This is a genomic window from Acinetobacter sp. TSRC1-2, from assembly GCF_049895885.1.
Classification (GTDB): Bacteria; Pseudomonadota; Gammaproteobacteria; order Pseudomonadales; family Moraxellaceae; genus Acinetobacter.
Window position 1 is genome coordinate 41596 of record NZ_JAFCTF010000001.1, and the last position, 17781, is coordinate 59376.

A 17781-nucleotide genomic window follows, 5' to 3' on the forward strand; every position below is an offset into this window, starting at 1 on the left:
ATTTTATAATTACTCCACACCCTTGCCCTGACTTCTAATGATGAAAAAGAATATTCGCCCTTATTTGGACCATCATCCTAAAATTGATGCCACTTGCTATATTGATGAAATGTCTGTGGTGATTGGTGACGTGACTTTAGCTGAAAATGTATCGGTTTGGCCTTTTGCCGTGATTCGCGGCGATGTCAATCATATTCATATTGGTAAAAACAGTAATGTCCAAGATCATGCGATGCTGCATGTCAGTCATAAAAAAGCCGATAAGCCCGAAGGCTCGCCACTGATTATTGGTGAAGATGTCACCATTGGACATCACGTAAAACTACATGGCTGTACCATTGGCAATCGTGTACTGGTGGGCATCAGCAGCATTGTTTTAGATGATGTGATTATTGAAGATGACGTGATGATTGGTGCAGGCTCTTTAGTTCCCCCACGTAAACGTCTGGAAAGTGGTTATTTATATGTGGGCAGTCCGGTACAGAAAGTCCGCCCTTTAACAGATAAAGAAAAGGAATTTTTACCTTATTCAGCACGGCATTATGTGAAGGTGGCGGGGAATTATTTAGATCAAAGTTAACCTCGTATAAGAGATTTCATGTTAAATAAAGAGACATATTGTTTATTATTTTATCAGTATGGCTAATAGAAAAAACTGCCTAATATGCGGTTTTTTTTTATTATTTTTAATTATTCAGCCATAAATAAGGTGGTCAAATTTGGAGGGTGATATACGGTTTGCATATGGGAAAAAATCATCATTCCCGAAATTAAAAACGCCAATATTGTTATTACAGAACTATATAATCTCATTCATTACTTATCAAACCTACTAGGCCAGCAGATTAACTTTATTTTGTTACAATTACAATTAAAGTCTCAAATTGTTGAATTTATTATATTTTCAAAGATATTTTATTTTTTATAAGATTAACAAATATATATATAAGAAAACTTGATTAATTATATTTTTAGTGTATAGTTAACTCAACTAGAAAAAAGTCTCGTTTCCAGAAATCTTCTTTAAGTATCGCAGTTTTAGTCATAATCCTTCGTTTTTTTAGATTTTAAGTTCCATTCTTTATTATTTTCAAAGTTATACTCAGTCAATAAAATGGCTAAAAATTATCAAAAATTAGTAGGATATATTATGTCAAACTCAAATATCGTTAAAGGTTCTGTAAAGTGGTTCAACGAAACTAAAGGTTTTGGTTTTATTCAACAAGAAAATGGCCCAGATGTTTTTGCTCATTTCAGCGAGATCGCTAGTTCAGGTTTCAAAACCTTACTTGAAGGTCAAATGGTTGAATTCAGTATTACCCAAGGTCAAAAAGGACCGAATGCTGTAAATATTATTGCTATCTAAGTAATAATAGGCAGTAATAAAAAAAGCACTAATTAGTGCTTTTTTATCATTTAAAATTTAATTTTAAAGTTGTTTTCCAGATCTGGAAATATTCAAAAACAGGATATAAGTTGTTAAAAATAAATGATTTAATTGCAAAATCAAAAAATGGTACTGAAATTATTGTATCGTTAATTCCATTAAATAAAATGCAGAATACCCGTCAAGGTTTACAACAAATTGAAAAGTAGGTAAAAGAGTTTTGCTTCAGTCTGGAAGTGTAGTTGATTTAAATTTAGATGGTCGTACTTTTTATACCTCTTTACATCAACTTTTTAAGCTAAATCAAAGAGTTATATAGATAATGATTTCTATATCAAGCATTTATCTCGCTATTTTTTCTACTACAATATTATTAAAGGTATATAAATGCTTAAACAAAGTATCAGTGTGAAAGATCAATTTGGGGTTAAACACGCCATTCAAGCAACAGTTGATAAGTATTTTGCTACTACGCAATGTTCTTCTAATGTCAAACATATCACCGTTGATGGTGAAGATATTAGGCCAAATTTTGAAATGTTTTTTCAAAGCACATTAAGTGGAAAAATTTTCAAAATTGTATAGATAAGCTGAATTCTGTTTCAGCTCTTATATTCTATGAATGATAATCAGAATTCAATTATAGGCCATTATTAATCACACATTCTAAGCGGTATTAGGAAAGTTGGATGGTTAATTAATTGAGTTTTAAGGACTGATTTTTATATTTTACAAAAATCAGTCCTTTTAATTTAACTTGTGATATTAAATCTTATACATACCCAATTTAAAAATAATTCTTTATGATTAAAATTTGGTGCCGCTATAGCATCTATTACTAACCAAGCTTTATTAAAATTTAGTGTAAATTTTAATGGTTCCTTCGCTTCAAAGTCACTAATTTTATGGTCATGAAGTTCAAAGAAAAAAACTTTCAACTTTTCAAATTGGTTACTATTCGTGAAATTTGGAGATTCTTTTAAAAAATTATAAATTTGTTCTATAGTTATCAAAGAAGTGGTATGGAACATTCTAACCTTTCATATATTTTGCATAGTTTAATTATGACACATATCAAAATTATCTAGTAAGTTTATATTTTATAAAATAAATATCCCATAGGGAAAAGAAAAAACTTATTAATTGAAATCTTAATTTTTAGCTAGCATCAACCCTTATTCAGATTTTGGATGCACATCTAAGTATGATTTAAAGCGAAAACATAAACAATAAAAAAGCCCAGCATCCTGTTGGGCTTTTTTACATATTTGATGCTTAGGTATAACTCCTGTCGTACCTCACATTCCTTGTATCTGATCTTGTTATTCTTATCTGGAGCATCCTGCTCTTTATATCCTTATCATATGAAATTTCCACTATCTGGTATAGCCGCAAAGGGCTGAGATTGATGTGAGCAAATGCGTACAAGATGGGCTAAAAACTGTCCCCGGGTTTATCCGCAGAAATTGGGGATATTTTCTGCCTTGGGGCAGGCTGCTAACATTGAAAAAAGTTTCAATTTAATTAAGTTTTGATCATTTTTCTTGTTAGCTATTATTAATAATTTATATTTATGCAACTTATCTGTAAAAGGAAATTCTAAAAATAGACATCAATTCATTGCAATTTTATAAACCGCCAAAGAAATCCCTCATCAACATAGCCACCACGTCCTAAATTTTGTAGAATAGCTCTTTTATTCCCTGGTGCTTTTCAATGACCGCTTGGACTGCTCACGTTACTGTTGCAACTGTTGTCGAAAAAGATGGAAAATTTCTGTTTGTTGAAGAACATACAGAAGGTGTAACACATACTGTGTTTAATCAGCCTGCGGGTCATGTCGAATGTGGCGAAACCATTATTGATGCTGCCATTCGCGAAACCAGGGAAGAAACCGGACATACAGTGAGTATTGAAGCACTGCTAGGTATTTATACCTATACCCCGCCGATGTTTCCAGATCGTACCTATTTCCGTTTCTGCTTTTTAGCAAAATCGATTGCGCATGATGAATATGCAACATTAGATACAGGAATTATTGGCGCAGTCTGGATGACTTTGGACGAACTGATCGAGTCGGCTCGTGCGCGTAGTCCCTTGGTAATTAAAGCCATTGAAGATGCTCTTTCAGGCAAAAAACACCCTTTATCGCTCATTTACGAGCACCAAAACTCTCCCTTAATTTCAACTTTGGATGCTTAATCCTATGCAACAACGTGTCATCGTCGGTATGTCTGGTGGTGTAGATTCTTCTGTTTCTGCAGCACTTCTTCTTCAACAAGGATATCAAGTTGAAGGACTTTTCATGAAAAACTGGGAAGAAGATGACGGCACGGAATATTGCACGGCCATGGAAGACCTTGCCGATGCACAAGCAGTCTGCGACAAGATTGGCATCAAACTGCATACAGCCAACTTTGCTATGGAATATTGGGATCGCGTATTCGAACATTTCCTGGCCGAATATGCTGCGGGTCGCACACCGAATCCAGATATCTTATGTAATAAAGAAATCAAATTCCGTGCCTTTCTAGACCATGCCGTGAACCTGGGCGCAGACTTTATTGCCACGGGTCATTACTGCCGTCGTGGTGAAACCATGACCAACTCGCGCGGTGAAGAATATGCGCCTTTATTACGCGGTTTTGACCAAAATAAAGATCAAACGTATTTCCTGCATGCAGTACATGGTCGCGAAATTAACAAGACTTTGTTCCCGGTCGGTGAAATTGAAAAACCGGAAGTTCGTCGTATTGCTGAAGAACTGGGTTTAGCTACAGCGAAGAAAAAAGATTCAACCGGCATTTGCTTTATTGGCGAACGTCGTTTTAATGACTTCTTAAAACAGTACTTGCCTGCTCAAGCTGGAAAAATTTATCTAGATACCGGTAAAGAGGTTGGTGAACATCACGGCTTAATGTACTATACGCTCGGTCAACGTGGCGGCATTGGCTTAGGTGGTCTTAAGGGCGAATCTGAAGGTGCATGGTTTGTTCTTTATAAAGATATTGAAAACAACCGCCTCGTCATTGGTCAGGGTCATGAGCATCCACTGATGCAAAGTACTATACTTTGGAGTGAAGCAATTGACTGGGTAGCGGGTGAACAAGAGATTCCAGAGACCGGTTTCCGCTGCACTGCAAAAACGCGTTACCGCCAACCCGATCAAGACTGTGTTATTTATAAAGATGCCGATATGCCAAATGGTGTACGTGTTGAATTTGACGAACTGCAACGTGCGGTGACTCCAGGACAAAGTGTAGTGTTCTACGCAGATGAAGTTTGTTTAGGTGGCGGTGTGATTCATCATACCAATGCACCAAAACCTGATTTTATTTAAAAGGAAGCGATAGGCATGGCTGAGTTACCCTTTCAACAGCCTCAAACTTTGAATGTACGCCAAAACCGAGCTTTGGCGTTGGCAGCTGTGTTTCAATCGACACAGCTGACCCACATGACCGCCATGTCCGGACAGCAGAGTATTGGTGAAAGCGGTAGCTTCTATCTAGAGCAACTCATTAAAGCCAGCCTGAATATCCGCCCTACCGCCAATGAATCCTGCCAAACCTTAGATTTTTTTAATCAGCTTGCCGATATTTCTCTCGGTTTGAAAACTTTAGAAAATAGTATTACCCAACCATTTAATACCTCCCCAAAATCTCGTTTACCCAAATTATCTAGCGCCAAATTGCCGATGAGCTATGCCATGGCACTGTTACAGTTAGAGAAAAAAGTTTATAGCAATCCAAAATTTGTCGAAATCATTGAAAAGTCACAACAAAAAATATTAAAGCAACTTTCATTTTTTGATAATAATTATCTGCACCCCAGCATTATTGCCAATCTTGCCCAAACCTATGTCGAAACTGCAGGACAAATTAATCCTCGCATTATGGTTAAAGGCAACGCTCAAGCATTTAAAGATACTTCTCATACCAATCGTATTCGCGCTTCCCTATTTACTGGCTTACAACTGGCGCACTTATGGCGCCAAATGGGTGGCAGTTCATGGGGCATGATTTTCAGCAAGCGTAAGCTGCTCCAAGATATTCAAGATCTTGCCCGTTTACAGTATCAGGTGATTTAACTGATGCTGTGCAGGCTTTGTTTTACGTTTAATTCCAATGTCTAAGGAATCGCTATGAACGCTTTAACCGCACTTTCTCCATTAGATGGACGCTACGCGAGCAAATGTGATGCTCTCCGTCCTTTCCTCTCTGAGTTTGGTTTAATCCATGCTCGTGTGACTGTTGAAGTGCGCTGGTTACAAGCGCTTGCAAACCGTCCTGAAATCACTGAAGTTCCAGCTTTTTCAGCAGCCACTAATGCTGCTTTAGATGCAATTGTGGCTGATTTCTCTGAAGATGATGCAAACCGCATTAAAGACATTGAACGTACCACCAACCACGATGTAAAAGCGGTTGAATACTTTCTGAAAGAAAAAATTGCCCACATTGATGAGTTGAAAGATGCAGGTGAATTCATTCACTTTGCATGTACTTCTGAAGACATCAACAACTTGTCTCACGCCTTGATGTTAAAAAATGGTCGTGATGTTCTGGTTGCTTCAATGCAAAGCATTATTGATGCAATTGCGACTCTGGCGGAAACGCATGCTGAACAATCAATGTTGTCTCGTACGCATGGTCAAACTGCAAGCCCAACCACTTTGGGTAAAGAAATGGCAAACGTGGCTTACCGCCTTGCACGCCAAATCAAACAATTTAATAACGTTGAATTGCTTGGTAAAATTAACGGTGCTGTAGGTAACTACAATGCGCATTATTCAGCATATCCAGATATTGACTGGCCTGCACATTCACAAGCTTTTGTTGAATCTTTAGGTTTAGCTTTCAACCCGTACACCACTCAAATTGAACCACATGATTACATGGCGGAACTTTTTGATGCGTTACGTCGCTTCAATACGATTTTGATCGACTTTAACCGTGACGTTTGGGGCTACATCTCACTCGGTTTCTTCAAACAACGTTTGAAAGAAGGTGAAGTCGGTTCTTCAACTATGCCGCACAAAGTAAACCCAATTGACTTCGAAAATTCTGAAGGTAACTTGGGCTTGGCCAATGCTGTATTGGCTCACTTGGGCGAAAAACTTCCAATCTCTCGCTGGCAACGCGACTTAACTGACTCTACTGTGCTTCGTAACATGGGTGTTGGTTTTGCACAAAGCTTGATTGCTTTTGATGCTTGCTTAAAAGGGATTGGTAAATTAGAGCTTAACGCTGTACGTATTGCTGAAGATTTAGACCATGCTCAAGAAGTATTGGCTGAACCAATTCAAACCGTTATGCGTCGTTACAATGTAGAAAAACCATACGAAAAATTAAAAGCCCTAACTCGTGGTCAGGCAATGACTCGCGAAATGATGGTGAACTTCGTAAATGGTAATGAACTTGAAGCTGTTCCTGCTGCAGATCGTGCACGTCTTGCGACAATGACACCTGCAACTTATACAGGTAATGCAGCTGAGCAAGCGAAACAAATTAAAGATTTAATTGCTAAAATCTAATTAAATTTTAATCAGAAAAAGCGAAGCTTCGGCTTCGCTTTTTTATTAGAATAGAATCTGTTGACAATTCATCTATGTTTGCGACAACACAAGTCATTCATAAAATTTCAACACGCCCAATAAAACTTTTGCAAATATAAGAAATGATTGAACATCAATTGAGTATCAAACACTGGCTTGCACTTGCCGTTATCACTGTTGCGATAATAATCGCAAGTATTCGTCCTTTAGAATTTGAAGCATATCTGCTGCATCAGGTCGGCACAGTCTTTATGCTTGCTGCCTTATTGTTTACCCAGAAGAAAATTGGCCTGAGTTTTTACAGTTTTACACTCTATCTGGTCTTTTTACTGATTCACATTTTGGGTGCACATTATCTCTATTCCTATGTACCCTATAATGAGTGGCTGATTCAGCTGTTCAATTTTGATTTAAACCAGTCTATGGGCTGGTCGCGCAATATGTATGACCGTCTGGTGCATCTTTCCTGTGGTTTACTGCTCTACCCAGTGTTGCTGCGACTGTTTCAGGTGTGGCTGCCTGGAGCTAAACCCTTCACGCTATTTTTATTGGTGGTTCAGTTTATTATGGCCGCCAGTTTAATTTATGAATGGCTTGAATGGCTGATTGCAATTGGTTTATCCCCAGAAGAAGCAGAAAATTATAATGGACAGCAAGGAGATATGTGGGATGCGCATATGGATATGCTGCTTGCAACACTGGGGGCTGCAGGCTATGGCGTGCTTCATCTGTGCTGCTCTCATAAAAGCTTAGTTAAAATACCACAGCCAGAAAGTGACAAACACGCCTAGTGAAATAACTAAGGCAAACAGGCTGAACCATGAATGTGATTCTGTACTCCAGAACATCCGCTTTGCTAGCCATGTTTTAAGCGGAACGCTATTCAGTGTCAGTGCTGCCAAGTGTAGTAACACACTGACTAAAAACAGATTGGCGAATAGCTCATGTACTTCTTTTAAACTGTGACTATGCGTATAGTCTGTTAAAGAACCTGCCAGCACTGTTAAGGACAGCAGGCAAAAATACCCAGTATGCTCAGCTGAAACAGGCTGGAACTGGCTGCTTTAAAAAACGTCGGGGAAAGCGATTGCTGCGGGTTCGCCCAATAGCGCTGCACAAATGGCTTGATCACATGAAATCGACGGCTTACTCCCGAAGGCTGAGTGGCAAATCGAGGAGCAAAAAATTGCCATAAAATCCTTAAGATCAGGCTAATACCGAGTGTATAGCTAAATGCCATATGCACTTGATGCCATTCTTCTGCATCTCCCATAAGATAAGCCCCACTAAAGCTCAAAATGATCACGATATGCAAAAATCGAATCAGTAAATCTATAGAAGATGTTGTTGTGCTCTGAGCCATAAAAAATCTTTGTTGACTGTATTTTAGTTGCAACATAGCAGCTTAAGCTGAGTTGAATATTAAAATACAGTCAAAAAAATTGCGCTCATTAGAGCGCAATTTTAAAATTAGAAGATCATTTTAAATTAAAGCTTAGGATCACGCAGTTGAATGACATTCGCACTCGCTTTTGACAAAGTTTCCATCACCTTATTTATCACTGCAGGTACTAGACCATCTGCCATTTGAGCTGCCTGTAAGCCCAGTTTTTCCCCCAAAGTTGGTTTGCGACGAGTATCAATCACATACACATCATGCTGTGCCAATAAACCCTGCAAATATTCATCTGAAGTTTGCAGTCTATCCACTAGGTTTATTTCAAGCGCATCTTTCCCATACCAATGCTCACCTGTTGCGACTTTTTCAATATTGAGTTGTGGACGGTATTTTTCAACAAAGTGCTTAAACAACTCATGGGTTTGTTGCAACTCTTCTTCAAATTTGGCTTTACCTTCAGCAGTATTTTCACCAAAGAGAGTCACAGTACGTTTAAACTCACCTGCGGTATAAAGTTCAAAATCGATATGCTTTTCTTTTAACAGACGATTAAAGTTAGGCACTTGAGCAACCACACCAATTGAACCGACCACTGCAAAGGGTGCAGAAACAATTTCGTTGGCAATACACGCCATCATATAACCGCCACTTGCTGCAACCTTATCAACACAAATCGTCAGGTTAAAACCAGCATCACGCAGACGCACCAGTTGTGCAGCAGCTAGACCATAGCCATGCACCATACCGCCTGGACTTTCCAGACGAACAACCACACGGTCACGTCCTGCTTTTGCTGTCGCTAAAATCAGGGTAATTTCTTCACGTAAACTTTCTACCGCAGATGCAGCAGTATCACCTTTAAAATCGAGTACATAAATTTTTTGATTATTCTTTCTACGTAACTTGGCTTCTTTTGAAAGCTGTTGAGTGAGTTGCAAGAGTTCAAATCTAGACGCTGTGGTTTGCGCAATTTTTTTACGTTGTTCATTTAGGCGCGCGTTTAAATGGCTGATTCGAATTTCAGCCGGTAATTTAGGGGTATGGAATAACATATAAAATGATTTCTCTAATTGTATCTGCAGTTGTCTTTAACATGAGGTCAAAAGATTGAAAATTCAATATGAATTTTATTAATCATCTCATTGTATAGATTCTTATCCTTTAAGCGCTTCCTGTATTAAGTCATTTCCTCACTATAAGAACATATAGTTAAGGATCATAATTGGATGAAAATAAAGTTTAAATGATTGCTAGCTGAACACATCATATAGCTTGTTTAGGTAAAAAAATTGATGATTAAATAAAAAAGAGCCTTTCGGCTCTTTTTTAACACTATCATTTCATTAACCAAAACGGCCGGTAATATAGGCTTCAGTCAACTGATGATCCGGCTGGGTAAATACTTTTTCAGTCGCATTGACTTCAATCAAATCACCCAAATGGAAGTAAGCAGTACGGTCAGATACACGTGCAGCCTGTTGCATTGAGTGCGTCACAATGGCAATGGTGTATTGAGTGGATAAGTCTGAAATCAGTTCTTCAATTTTTGCCGTGGCAATTGGATCTAGCGCAGAACACGGCTCATCCATCAAAATCACTTCCGGGCTAACCGCAATGGTACGTGCAATACATAAACGCTGTTGCTGACCACCAGAAAGCCCTGTACCCGGCTGATTTAAACGGTCTTTTACTTCATCCCAAAGACCAGCTTTATGCAGGCTATTTTCAACAATTTCCTCAAGGTCGTATTTGTCGCGTGCCAAACCGTGCAGTTTTGGACCGTAAGCCACGTTATCAAAAATTGATTTCGGGAAAGGATTGGGTTTCTGGAATACCATACCCACTTGCGCACGAAGCAATACGACATCTAGATTTGGATCATAGATATCTTGATTATCCAGCATTACTTTACCCGCCACACGACATGAATCAATAGTGTCGTTCATACGGTTTAAAGTACGTAGAAAAGTCGATTTACCACAACCAGACGGCCCAATAAAAGCAATCACTTCATTTTCGTAGATATTTAAATCAATACCCTTAATTGCTTCTGCTTCGCCATAGTAAACATGGACATCCGAAGTGCTTATTTTAACATTGGATGTGTTATTTTCTTTTTTAGCCGAAGGACTGGTATCAAATTGAGAAACAAATGAAGTCCCTTGACGTTTTTTATCTACTTCGGGTGAGGTAAATTGCTTCTGATCTTGGTTCACGGTTTGATCCTGTTGTAAGGAATTTGTTTTTGACATCGCTGTTACAGTATTCATATTTTACCCTCTCTTACCAGCGCACTTCAAATTTCTTGCGTAACCAAATTGCCAGACTATTTAAGCCGACCATCAGTGCAAGTAAGACAATAATTGCCGCAGCAGTACGTCCTTCAAAGAAGTTACGTAGTTCATTGCCTTGCCATAAGAAAATTTGTACCGGTAAAGCAGTGGATTGATCTAATGGTGTAGCTGGAACACTCGCCACAAAGGCACTCATACCAATCAGGAGTAATGGCGCTGTTTCACCTAGGGCCTGTGCGACACCAATAATGGCACCCGTTAAAATCCCGGGAATCGCAAGTGGCAATACATGGTGAAATACTGTTTGTACACGAGAAGCGCCCAAGCCCAATGCCGCCTGACGAATCGACGGTGGTACAGCTTTAAGCGATGCCCGTGTAGTAATAATCACGGTTGGGAGAGTCATCAGGCTTAATACCAGACCACCCACCAAAGGTGCAGAAATCGGTAAATGCATCCAGCCAATAAAAATGGCAGCACCCAGCAAACCAAACACAATCGATGGTACAGCTGCAAGGTTATTGATGTTCACTTCCACGACATCGGTAATGAAATTTTTCGGTGCAAACTCTTCCAGATAAATGGCAGATGCCACGCCGATTGGAATCGAGATAAAAATTACGATCAGCATCATGAACAACGAGCCCATGATTGCACCGGCTAAACCAGAGGTTGCTGGAGAACTGCGCGAGTCGGGATTGGTAAAAATATTGGTATTAAAGGTATTTTCAATCACGCCTTTAGCTTCTAAATCATCGGCAAGTTGACGAACTTCCGGACTTAATTGTTGTTGGTCATCCGGTAAACTTCGATCAATATTTCCTGCCAACCACACATCTACATTGGCATCAGCCAAAATATTTAAGTCTTTTTTCTGACCAATCAATGCAGGATCTGCAAGCACCAAATCACGTAAGCGGTAGGCTTCGGAGCTAGTATACAAGCTGCCAAGTTCATCACGCTGTGAAGCAATACTCGGGTCTTTTGCGATTAATCCATTCACGATTAAAGCATCCCAGTCGACCATTCCCATTTCAGTTTGCCAAGCAATAAAGCGCTCTTGAAAATGGGCAGGAGATTCGCCTGCTTTTTTGATAGGCTTCGCGCCCGCATTAATTATGGTCGGATCAAAATAGACCGGAACCGTCATACTGGATTGCCAGAATGCCGGCAAACCCTTTGCCAGAATACTTCCGAATAGCAGTACCACAAAGAACAGACCGGTAATGACTGCAGAGAAGCCAAATATGCGAAACATTTTTTCTTTGCGATGACGCTTTGCTAAAGAACTGGCAATCTTTTGTTTGCGTTTTTCGCGCAATTCAGCAGAAGCGCGTGGATCACGTGCCTGGTCCATGGAAGATGTATTAGAAGTACTCATTCGTATTGCTCGCGATATTTACGCACGATATACAGTGCAACGATGTTCAAACCTAAAGTAATCACAAACAAGGTTAAACCCAATGCAAATGCCACTAACGCTTGTGGGCTGGCAAAGTCAGTATCACCTGTAAGTTGATTGACGATAGTAATGGTCACGGTTGAAATCGCTTCCAACGGATTAGCATGCAGTAATGGACTATTCCCTGCGGCCAAAACCACGATCATGGTTTCACCAATGGCACGAGATGCTGCAAGTAAAAATGCCCCAATAATGCCCGGCAAGGCTGCAGGCAATACTACCTGACGAATGGTTTCAGACTTGGTTGCACCGAGTCCTAAAGAACCATCCCGTAGTGCGCGAGGCACCTGGGTAATAATGTCATCTGAAAGTGAAGATACAAATGGGATAATCATAATCCCCATCACGAAACCTGCGGTTAAGGCACTGGTGGCATTAATTTCTAGCCCAACGCTTGCTCCAAGCATTTTAAAGAATGGACCAATAATCATCAGCGCAAACACACCATAAACGATGGTCGGGATGCCGGCTAAAACTTCAATCGCCGGTTTTGCCCAAGAGCGAAAGCCAGATGATGCATATTCAGCCAAATAGATTGCAATCATCAGACCAACTGGTACTGCGACTAATAAAGCGATACCACTGACCATCAGCGTGCCCCAAAGCAGCGGCAACAAGCCATAACTACCTTCAGCATTTCCTGATGTACTAAAACCTGGATTCCATTCTGTACCAAAGAAGAAATCGAGTGGACTGACGAAGTTGAAGAAGCGCATAGCTTCACTAAACATCGACATCACAATACCGATGGTGGTTAAAATAGCCACACCAGAACATAAGGCTAAAGCGACATTAATGGTTTTTTCGACCTGGTTACGTGCACGAAATTGTTGGGCTACACGTTTTTTTGCCAGAACCAGACCCGCTAAAGCGGCACAGATCACCACTGCCAATTTAGCAAAGGAACTGATATTTTCAATTTTTGCTAGTTGTTGTGCTGCTGCAATTTCATATGCTGCTGCTTGATCACTCACACCAAAACCAGAAGCAATGGCCTGAACACGATCAATTAAAACTTCAATACTCGCTTGATCTAATGTCGCTGCAATATTTGCAGGTACACTCGCTAAAACCACGTGCCGCAAGATATTTGGTTCAACAATATTCCAAACCAATAAAATCAAAAAAGCAGGGATACCACACCATAAAGCCACCAACGCACCGTAATATCCGGGACGTGAATGCAATTTCGCAGAGTTATTTCCCTTACCTGCTAGGTTACGACTTTTAGATAACCCGATTTGATAGGCTACGGCAATCAACGCCAATAACACACCTATAAGTAGCAGATTCATGTATTCTCCGGCATTTTTTCAATTTTCATGCTTTGAAAACCTTGTCTTTGCAAAAAAGCTGATGCTAGGAACTCTCCTAGCATCAGCTCATTTATCCTAATTACTTAACCGCTTTAGCTGCTTTTAAATCTGCAAGATTTTTTGCGCGTTCTTTATCAGACATTGAAATCAAACCCGCTTTTTCCAGCTTAGAACCTTTACCTGAAACTTTTTTACTTAAAAAGTATTCAGAATATTGTTGTAAGCCTTTGATTGATTTAAGGTGCTCACCTTTCACGTAGAAGTACAATGGACGTGATACTGGGTAAGAACCATTCAAAATTGTTTTTTCTGATGGCACAACATTGTTTACTGTCGCTACGCGTAATTTGTCACGGTTTTGATCATAGAAACCTAAACCAAATACACCTACCGCACTTGGAGAAGTTTTTAAACGTGCCAGTGTTTCAGTATAGTCGCCTGCAATTTCAATCACTTTGCCGTCTTTACGGAAAGTAGAACATGCTTTTTTCTGTGCATCTTTATCTAAATTTTTGAAGTATTCGTAAGATTCACAACCCGCTTCAACCATTTTTTCTTGGAACACTTCACGTGTACCGTGGTTAGAAGCTGGGATGACCAATGTAATTGGTTCATTTGGAAGTGATTTGTCAATTTGATTCCAACGTGTATACGGGTTTGCAACCAATTTACCATTTGAAGGTAATTCTGCTGCAAGTGCTGCAAATACATGTTGTGGACGAAGTTTATAAGCGGCTTTCTTTGAGTTAGACGCAAATACAATACCGTCATAACCTACTTTAACTTCAATCACTTGATTCACGCCTGCTTTTTTACATGCAGCTAATTCAGAATCTTTAATTTTACGAGATGCGTTGGCGATGTCGATGGTGTTGTCACCCACGCCTTGACAGAATTGCTTCAAACCGCCAGATGTACCCCCAGAACCTACAACTGGTGTTTTAAACTGCGGGAAAGTGTTACCAAACTCTTCTGCTACAATACTTGCGTAAGGCAGTACAGTTGAAGAACCAGCGATTTGGATGGTGTCACGAGCTGCATTTGCTGTTGTTGCTACAGCTGCCCCAGAAACTGCTAAAGCAAGTGCGATGTGATTTAAGCGCATTCTTTTCTCTCTTCATTAGATGCAATATTGAAGTACGCTACTTTTTATAAAGTGTTGTACTTTTTCGATAGTTGCATTTTGATTTTATAATATGACAAAGAAGTTACAGCTATGTGACGTTTTTATGATAATTAATATGAACATATTTTTGTAATTATAAATTTATAAAAATCAATTAATAACATCCCATTTAAGATTATAATTTTTTTATTTTCGAGTTATTATAATTGTAATAATTCATTTACTGTCATCAAAAACCACTGCTTATTATTTAATCCTTGATTTATGTGTCTGATCATTTTGACCAATTTAAGTCAGAATTATTTTTTTTCTTGAGCTCAGAACTCGTCTATAATTCAATTTTTTACAGTCTTAGATTCTCAAAGAAAGACCTAAAAAACTCTTTTAATAACACTACAATGAATGAGTCGATGCCGGTGCATAGTTCGCTAAATGAACCATGACGAATTATTTCATTTCACTCATTTTATTTTCAACATCCCTACTGTTCTATTTTTTGCAATCCAAAGCCAGTTAATTGAAACTTCGTAGAATATCCCTCTGTTTTATATTCAAACTCAAGAAAAAGATTCAGTGATGAATAGTAAAACATTGCAACTTTTAACCCTGATTTAGCCGTATATATGACATTTGAAGAATATGACTGGCATTTATTAGTACTACATTGGCATCTGATTGCTCTTGCCCGCAGTATTATAAATTAGCCAACAGGTATCATGTTGCTGGATATACCACTTGTAATCTATAAAATGGTTGATAAGCTAGTTATTGCCAAAGATACCTGTCCATATTCTGGCGTTCCTTTAAAGTTAGGGACAAATGATGGTCAAGGCATGGCTTGTCGTTATCATGGTTTATGATTTGGCAGTGAAGGCAAATGCAATCGTATTCCTGCACATCCAGAGCATAAAATATCTGAACGCTTTAATCTAAAAACTTATGCTGCTGTAGATAGGTGCGGATTGATCTGGTGTTCACTGACTACATCAAAAGACGCTGAACCGAATATTTGGCTCATGCCCTTTTTGGGATAATGCTAAATACCAACAACTGATTTACCCAAAAATCGCTATACAATGTCTTGCTGGTCGGCAAATAGAAGGTTTTATTGATGTAGCTCATTTTGCCTGGGTACATTCCGCTACTTTGGGCGATCTGCAGCATCTCCGATGACAGCGCTTTCGACACGGTTATTTGCAGCTATTTGTCGAAATTATGACAATGGCTGTCCGGTTGAACATGCATATGACTTCAACTTAAAAATTTTCGAGGAAAATCGACCTATCGCTGCAAATCAGAAACCTGAAATTTACCGTTTGATTTATCAATAGAGGTAGATTTCCCTTGGGAAAGCAGTTCGAGTATATATCTGAAACTTTTGAGAAAGATGGAGCGTAGCCCACTATTTGCAGCTGAATTTTTATCTAAAGATAAATTTTCTATTCTACAAAAGGTATTTTTCATTGATATCTAGAATCGGGATTGGCGACATGGATGTCGCCGTTGCACTGAGGGACAAGGAAGTCCCTTCAGTGCAACAAAGGATTTTACTTACTTTTGATCCTTCAAAGTAAGGCTTGCATACGCAAATCAATCAAAAAATTCAGCGTAAATTATGATAGTACTATTAATATTTTTCTATATGAATAATAAGTTTATCTGCAAAATAAAAAAGGAGATCTATTGATCTCCCTTTTTATGAAAACACCTATTAATCAAGCGCAGTCACATATGTACCATCCGCGATCGGACCTTTAATACGATCAGCTTCAGCAAATACCAGATCAAGCAAGTTTTTTACGTTTTCCAGAGTCGCAACTGGACTTAAAGTGGTCATCTTCAAGGATTGATTTTGACCTACTTTAGTGACACCAATATTTGCTTCGCCACGTGCAAACAATTCATCTGCAACGTTCTGGTTCAGTGTATCAAGCAATTCTGTTGGATAGCCTTCAGGAATCACACGGAACAATACAGAAGCAAATTGTGGATCAACCAGCATCTCTAAACCGTTCGTGGCATTGATGTAGTCAGCCACTTCACGCGTCAACTTCACACCATGGTCGATCATCGAACCATAAAGCTCTTCACCCAGTGCTTCAACTGTCATCCACAATTTCAACGCGTCAAAACGACGGGTTGTTTGCAGTGACTTAGATACCAGGTTCGGTACACCGTGTTCTTCATCATAAGCCGAGTTTAAATACTCAGCTTCATAATGCATGAAACGGTAGTTCGCTTCATCTTTCAACAAGAACGCGCCACACGAAATGGTTTGGAAATAATGCTTGTGAAAATCGAGCGTAATCGAATCCGACAACTCGATTCCATCCAGCATCGAACGATAGTCATTCGATAAAATCAGTGCACCACCCCATGCTGCGTCGATATGCATCCACGCACCATATTTGTTGGTGATTTCACGAATTTCTTTTAATGGATCAATCGCACCGGCATCGGTTGTACCCGCAGTCGCAACCACACATGCAACGATTTTGCCTTCTGCTTGCAGGCGAGCCATTGTCGCTTCTAGAGCAGCCACATCCATCTGTGCATTGCTGTTCACCGGAACAGTGACTACAGACTGGAAGCCCATGCCCATCATTGCCATGTTCTTTTGCACAGAAAAATGTGCATTTTCAGAACAAATCACTTTGACGTTGCGCATTGCATCGCCTGGAATACCATCACGCTGAACAGACCACGGATTACCGTTTTCGTCTTTCCAGTTTTTCGAGATACAAGCATCACGTGCAAGCAAAACGCCCATCAAGTTCGATTGTGTACCGCCAGAGGTGAATACACCTGCCTGACCTGCACCATAACCGACTTTTTGACGAAGCCAGTCAATTAACTGAACTTCCATCAATGAACCTGCAGGGCTTTGATCCCATGAGTCCATAGACTGGTTGGTTGCATTAATTAAAACTTCAGCAATCTGGCTCACTACCATAGTTGGGCAGTGCAAATGTGCTAAAGAATGGGGATGGTGTACTTTTAAGCTTTTATTTAAAAAAAGCTCAACCATACGCTCAAGCGATTTATGTACGCCCAAGCCTTGTTTAGTGGCATGAAAAGAAATCGCATTGCGCAAATCTTTAATGCTGCCCCCAGTATACATTTTATCGTTATGCAACCATGCCGCTACAGCTTTTGTAGCCTCACCCATTGCCGACTCATAGTCAGCAATGGATTGAGCATCATTGCAGAGTAACGCTTTACGATGTTCTGCAAAATCTACCATGT

General features: G+C 39.5%; 17 protein-coding genes and 2 pseudogenes. 10 read left to right on the top strand and 9 right to left on the bottom strand.

Annotated elements, in window-relative coordinates; all coding sequences use genetic code 11:
* Window positions 1–40 precede the first annotated feature (40 nt).
* The 4 genes and pseudogenes from ACP69Y_RS00195 to ACP69Y_RS00210 all read left to right on the top strand — a co-directional run bounded on the left by ACP69Y_RS00195 (window position 41) and on the right by ACP69Y_RS00210 (window position 1972).
* Window positions 41–580: a gamma carbonic anhydrase family protein gene (locus ACP69Y_RS00195; protein WP_425916032.1), complete on the top strand. Its 540-nt coding sequence runs from the start codon at window positions 41–43 to the stop codon at window positions 578–580.
* A 570-nt stretch (window positions 581–1150) separates the two neighbouring features.
* A complete protein-coding gene (locus tag ACP69Y_RS00200) occupies window positions 1151–1366 on the top strand; it encodes a cold-shock protein (protein WP_425915111.1) in 216 nt (71 codons plus the stop codon).
* Between the two features lie 110 nt (window positions 1367–1476).
* Window positions 1477–1706 (top strand): annotated as a pseudogene (locus ACP69Y_RS00205) (hypothetical protein).
* 68 nt (window positions 1707–1774) lie between these two features.
* Complete coding sequence (locus ACP69Y_RS00210) at window positions 1775–1972, top strand: hypothetical protein (protein ID WP_425915113.1); 198 nt, start codon at window positions 1775–1777, stop codon at window positions 1970–1972.
* Between the two features lie 167 nt (window positions 1973–2139).
* On the opposite strand, the gene ACP69Y_RS00215 is transcribed toward ACP69Y_RS00210, so the two are convergent.
* Window positions 2140–2418: a hypothetical protein gene (locus tag ACP69Y_RS00215; protein ID WP_425915114.1), complete on the bottom strand. Its 279-nt coding sequence runs from the start codon at window positions 2416–2418 to the stop codon at window positions 2140–2142.
* Window positions 2419–3103: 685 nt separating this feature from the next.
* On the opposite strand from ACP69Y_RS00215, the gene ACP69Y_RS00220 reads away from it, so the two are divergent.
* The 5 genes from ACP69Y_RS00220 to ACP69Y_RS00240 all read left to right on the top strand — a co-directional run bounded on the left by ACP69Y_RS00220 (window position 3104) and on the right by ACP69Y_RS00240 (window position 7729).
* Entirely contained in the window at window positions 3104–3589 is a 486-nt protein-coding gene (locus ACP69Y_RS00220; protein ID WP_425915115.1) for an NUDIX hydrolase, read from the top strand.
* A 4-nt stretch (window positions 3590–3593) separates the two neighbouring features.
* Window positions 3594–4727, top strand: a complete 1134-nt coding sequence (mnmA, locus tag ACP69Y_RS00225) for a tRNA 2-thiouridine(34) synthase MnmA (protein WP_425915117.1) — start codon at window positions 3594–3596, stop codon at window positions 4725–4727.
* Window positions 4728–4742: 15 nt separating this feature from the next.
* The gene (hflD, locus tag ACP69Y_RS00230) at window positions 4743–5474 is read left to right on the top strand and encodes a high frequency lysogenization protein HflD (RefSeq protein WP_425915118.1); all 732 of its coding nucleotides are present in this window, start codon (window positions 4743–4745) and stop codon (window positions 5472–5474) included.
* A 54-nt stretch (window positions 5475–5528) separates the two neighbouring features.
* Entirely contained in the window at window positions 5529–6917 is a 1389-nt protein-coding gene (gene purB, locus ACP69Y_RS00235; protein ID WP_425915120.1) for an adenylosuccinate lyase, read from the top strand.
* Window positions 6918–7060: 143 nt separating this feature from the next.
* Entirely contained in the window at window positions 7061–7729 is a 669-nt protein-coding gene (locus ACP69Y_RS00240; protein WP_425915122.1) for a DUF2238 domain-containing protein, read from the top strand.
* Here ACP69Y_RS00240 and ACP69Y_RS00245 read toward each other — a convergent pair.
* The 7 genes from ACP69Y_RS00245 to ACP69Y_RS00275 form a co-directional block, all read right to left on the bottom strand.
* Window positions 7688–7939, bottom strand: coding sequence for a hypothetical protein (locus ACP69Y_RS00245; protein WP_425915124.1), 252 nt, complete (start codon window positions 7937–7939; stop codon window positions 7688–7690). The two genes, ACP69Y_RS00240 and ACP69Y_RS00245, sit on opposite strands and share 42 nt — an antisense overlap.
* Before the next feature lie 2 nt (window positions 7940–7941).
* Window positions 7942–8301, bottom strand: coding sequence for a hypothetical protein (locus ACP69Y_RS00250; protein WP_425915126.1), 360 nt, complete (start codon window positions 8299–8301; stop codon window positions 7942–7944).
* Window positions 8302–8426: 125 nt separating this feature from the next.
* Entirely contained in the window at window positions 8427–9389 is a 963-nt protein-coding gene (gene sohB, locus ACP69Y_RS00255) for a protease SohB (RefSeq protein WP_425915127.1), read from the bottom strand.
* A 291-nt stretch (window positions 9390–9680) separates the two neighbouring features.
* Window positions 9681–10607, bottom strand: coding sequence for a phosphate ABC transporter ATP-binding protein PstB (gene pstB, locus ACP69Y_RS00260; protein WP_425915128.1), 927 nt, complete (start codon window positions 10605–10607; stop codon window positions 9681–9683).
* A gap of 13 nt (window positions 10608–10620) precedes the next feature.
* Window positions 10621–12012 (bottom strand): phosphate ABC transporter permease PstA, encoded by a 1392-nt coding sequence (gene pstA, locus ACP69Y_RS00265; protein WP_425915130.1) that lies wholly within the window; start codon window positions 12010–12012, stop codon window positions 10621–10623.
* The gene (pstC, locus tag ACP69Y_RS00270; RefSeq protein ID WP_425915131.1) at window positions 12009–13388 is read right to left on the bottom strand and encodes a phosphate ABC transporter permease subunit PstC; all 1380 of its coding nucleotides are present in this window, start codon (window positions 13386–13388) and stop codon (window positions 12009–12011) included. The genes pstA and pstC overlap by 4 nt, the downstream gene beginning before the upstream one ends.
* Window positions 13389–13488: 100 nt before the next feature.
* Window positions 13489–14514 (bottom strand): substrate-binding domain-containing protein, encoded by a 1026-nt coding sequence (locus tag ACP69Y_RS00275; protein WP_131214757.1) that lies wholly within the window; start codon window positions 14512–14514, stop codon window positions 13489–13491.
* 597 nt (window positions 14515–15111) lie between these two features.
* On the opposite strand from ACP69Y_RS00275, the pseudogene ACP69Y_RS00280 reads away from it, so the two are divergent.
* Window positions 15112–15949 (top strand): annotated as a pseudogene (locus ACP69Y_RS00280) (Rieske 2Fe-2S domain-containing protein); the annotation flags it as partial.
* Window positions 15950–16246: 297 nt separating this feature from the next.
* On the opposite strand, the gene ACP69Y_RS00285 reads toward ACP69Y_RS00280, so the two are convergent.
* Window positions 16247–17779, bottom strand: a complete 1533-nt coding sequence (locus ACP69Y_RS00285; RefSeq protein ID WP_425915132.1) for a pyridoxal phosphate-dependent decarboxylase family protein — start codon at window positions 17777–17779, stop codon at window positions 16247–16249.
* Window positions 17780–17781 lie beyond the last annotated feature (2 nt).

Bases quoted from the DNA above. Each gene is read 5' to 3' on its own strand.
- mnmA (WP_425915117.1), top strand. From the start codon at position 3,594: ATGCAACAACGTGTCATCGTCGGTATGTCTGGTGGTGTAGATTCTTCT.
- hflD (WP_425915118.1), top strand. From the start codon at position 4,743: ATGGCTGAGTTACCCTTTCAACAGCCTCAAACTTTGAATGTACGCCAA.
- pstC (WP_425915131.1), bottom strand. From the start codon at position 13,388: ATGAATCTGCTACTTATAGGTGTGTTATTGGCGTTGATTGCCGTAGCC.
- ACP69Y_RS00210 (WP_425915113.1), top strand. From the start codon at position 1,775: ATGCTTAAACAAAGTATCAGTGTGAAAGATCAATTTGGGGTTAAACAC.
- sohB (WP_425915127.1), bottom strand. From the start codon at position 9,389: ATGTTATTCCATACCCCTAAATTACCGGCTGAAATTCGAATCAGCCAT.
- pstA (WP_425915130.1), bottom strand. From the start codon at position 12,012: ATGAGTACTTCTAATACATCTTCCATGGACCAGGCACGTGATCCACGC.
- ACP69Y_RS00195 (WP_425916032.1), top strand. From the start codon at position 41: ATGAAAAAGAATATTCGCCCTTATTTGGACCATCATCCTAAAATTGAT.
- ACP69Y_RS00240 (WP_425915122.1), top strand. From the start codon at position 7,061: ATGATTGAACATCAATTGAGTATCAAACACTGGCTTGCACTTGCCGTT.
- ACP69Y_RS00200 (WP_425915111.1), top strand. From the start codon at position 1,151: ATGTCAAACTCAAATATCGTTAAAGGTTCTGTAAAGTGGTTCAACGAA.
- ACP69Y_RS00285 (WP_425915132.1), bottom strand. From the start codon at position 17,779: ATGGTAGATTTTGCAGAACATCGTAAAGCGTTACTCTGCAATGATGCT.
- ACP69Y_RS00250 (WP_425915126.1), bottom strand. From the start codon at position 8,301: ATGGCTCAGAGCACAACAACATCTTCTATAGATTTACTGATTCGATTT.
- pstB (WP_425915128.1), bottom strand. From the start codon at position 10,607: ATGAATACTGTAACAGCGATGTCAAAAACAAATTCCTTACAACAGGAT.
- ACP69Y_RS00275 (WP_131214757.1), bottom strand. From the start codon at position 14,514: ATGCGCTTAAATCACATCGCACTTGCTTTAGCAGTTTCTGGGGCAGCT.
- purB (WP_425915120.1), top strand. From the start codon at position 5,529: ATGAACGCTTTAACCGCACTTTCTCCATTAGATGGACGCTACGCGAGC.
- ACP69Y_RS00220 (WP_425915115.1), top strand. From the start codon at position 3,104: ATGACCGCTTGGACTGCTCACGTTACTGTTGCAACTGTTGTCGAAAAA.
- ACP69Y_RS00215 (WP_425915114.1), bottom strand. From the start codon at position 2,418: ATGTTCCATACCACTTCTTTGATAACTATAGAACAAATTTATAATTTT.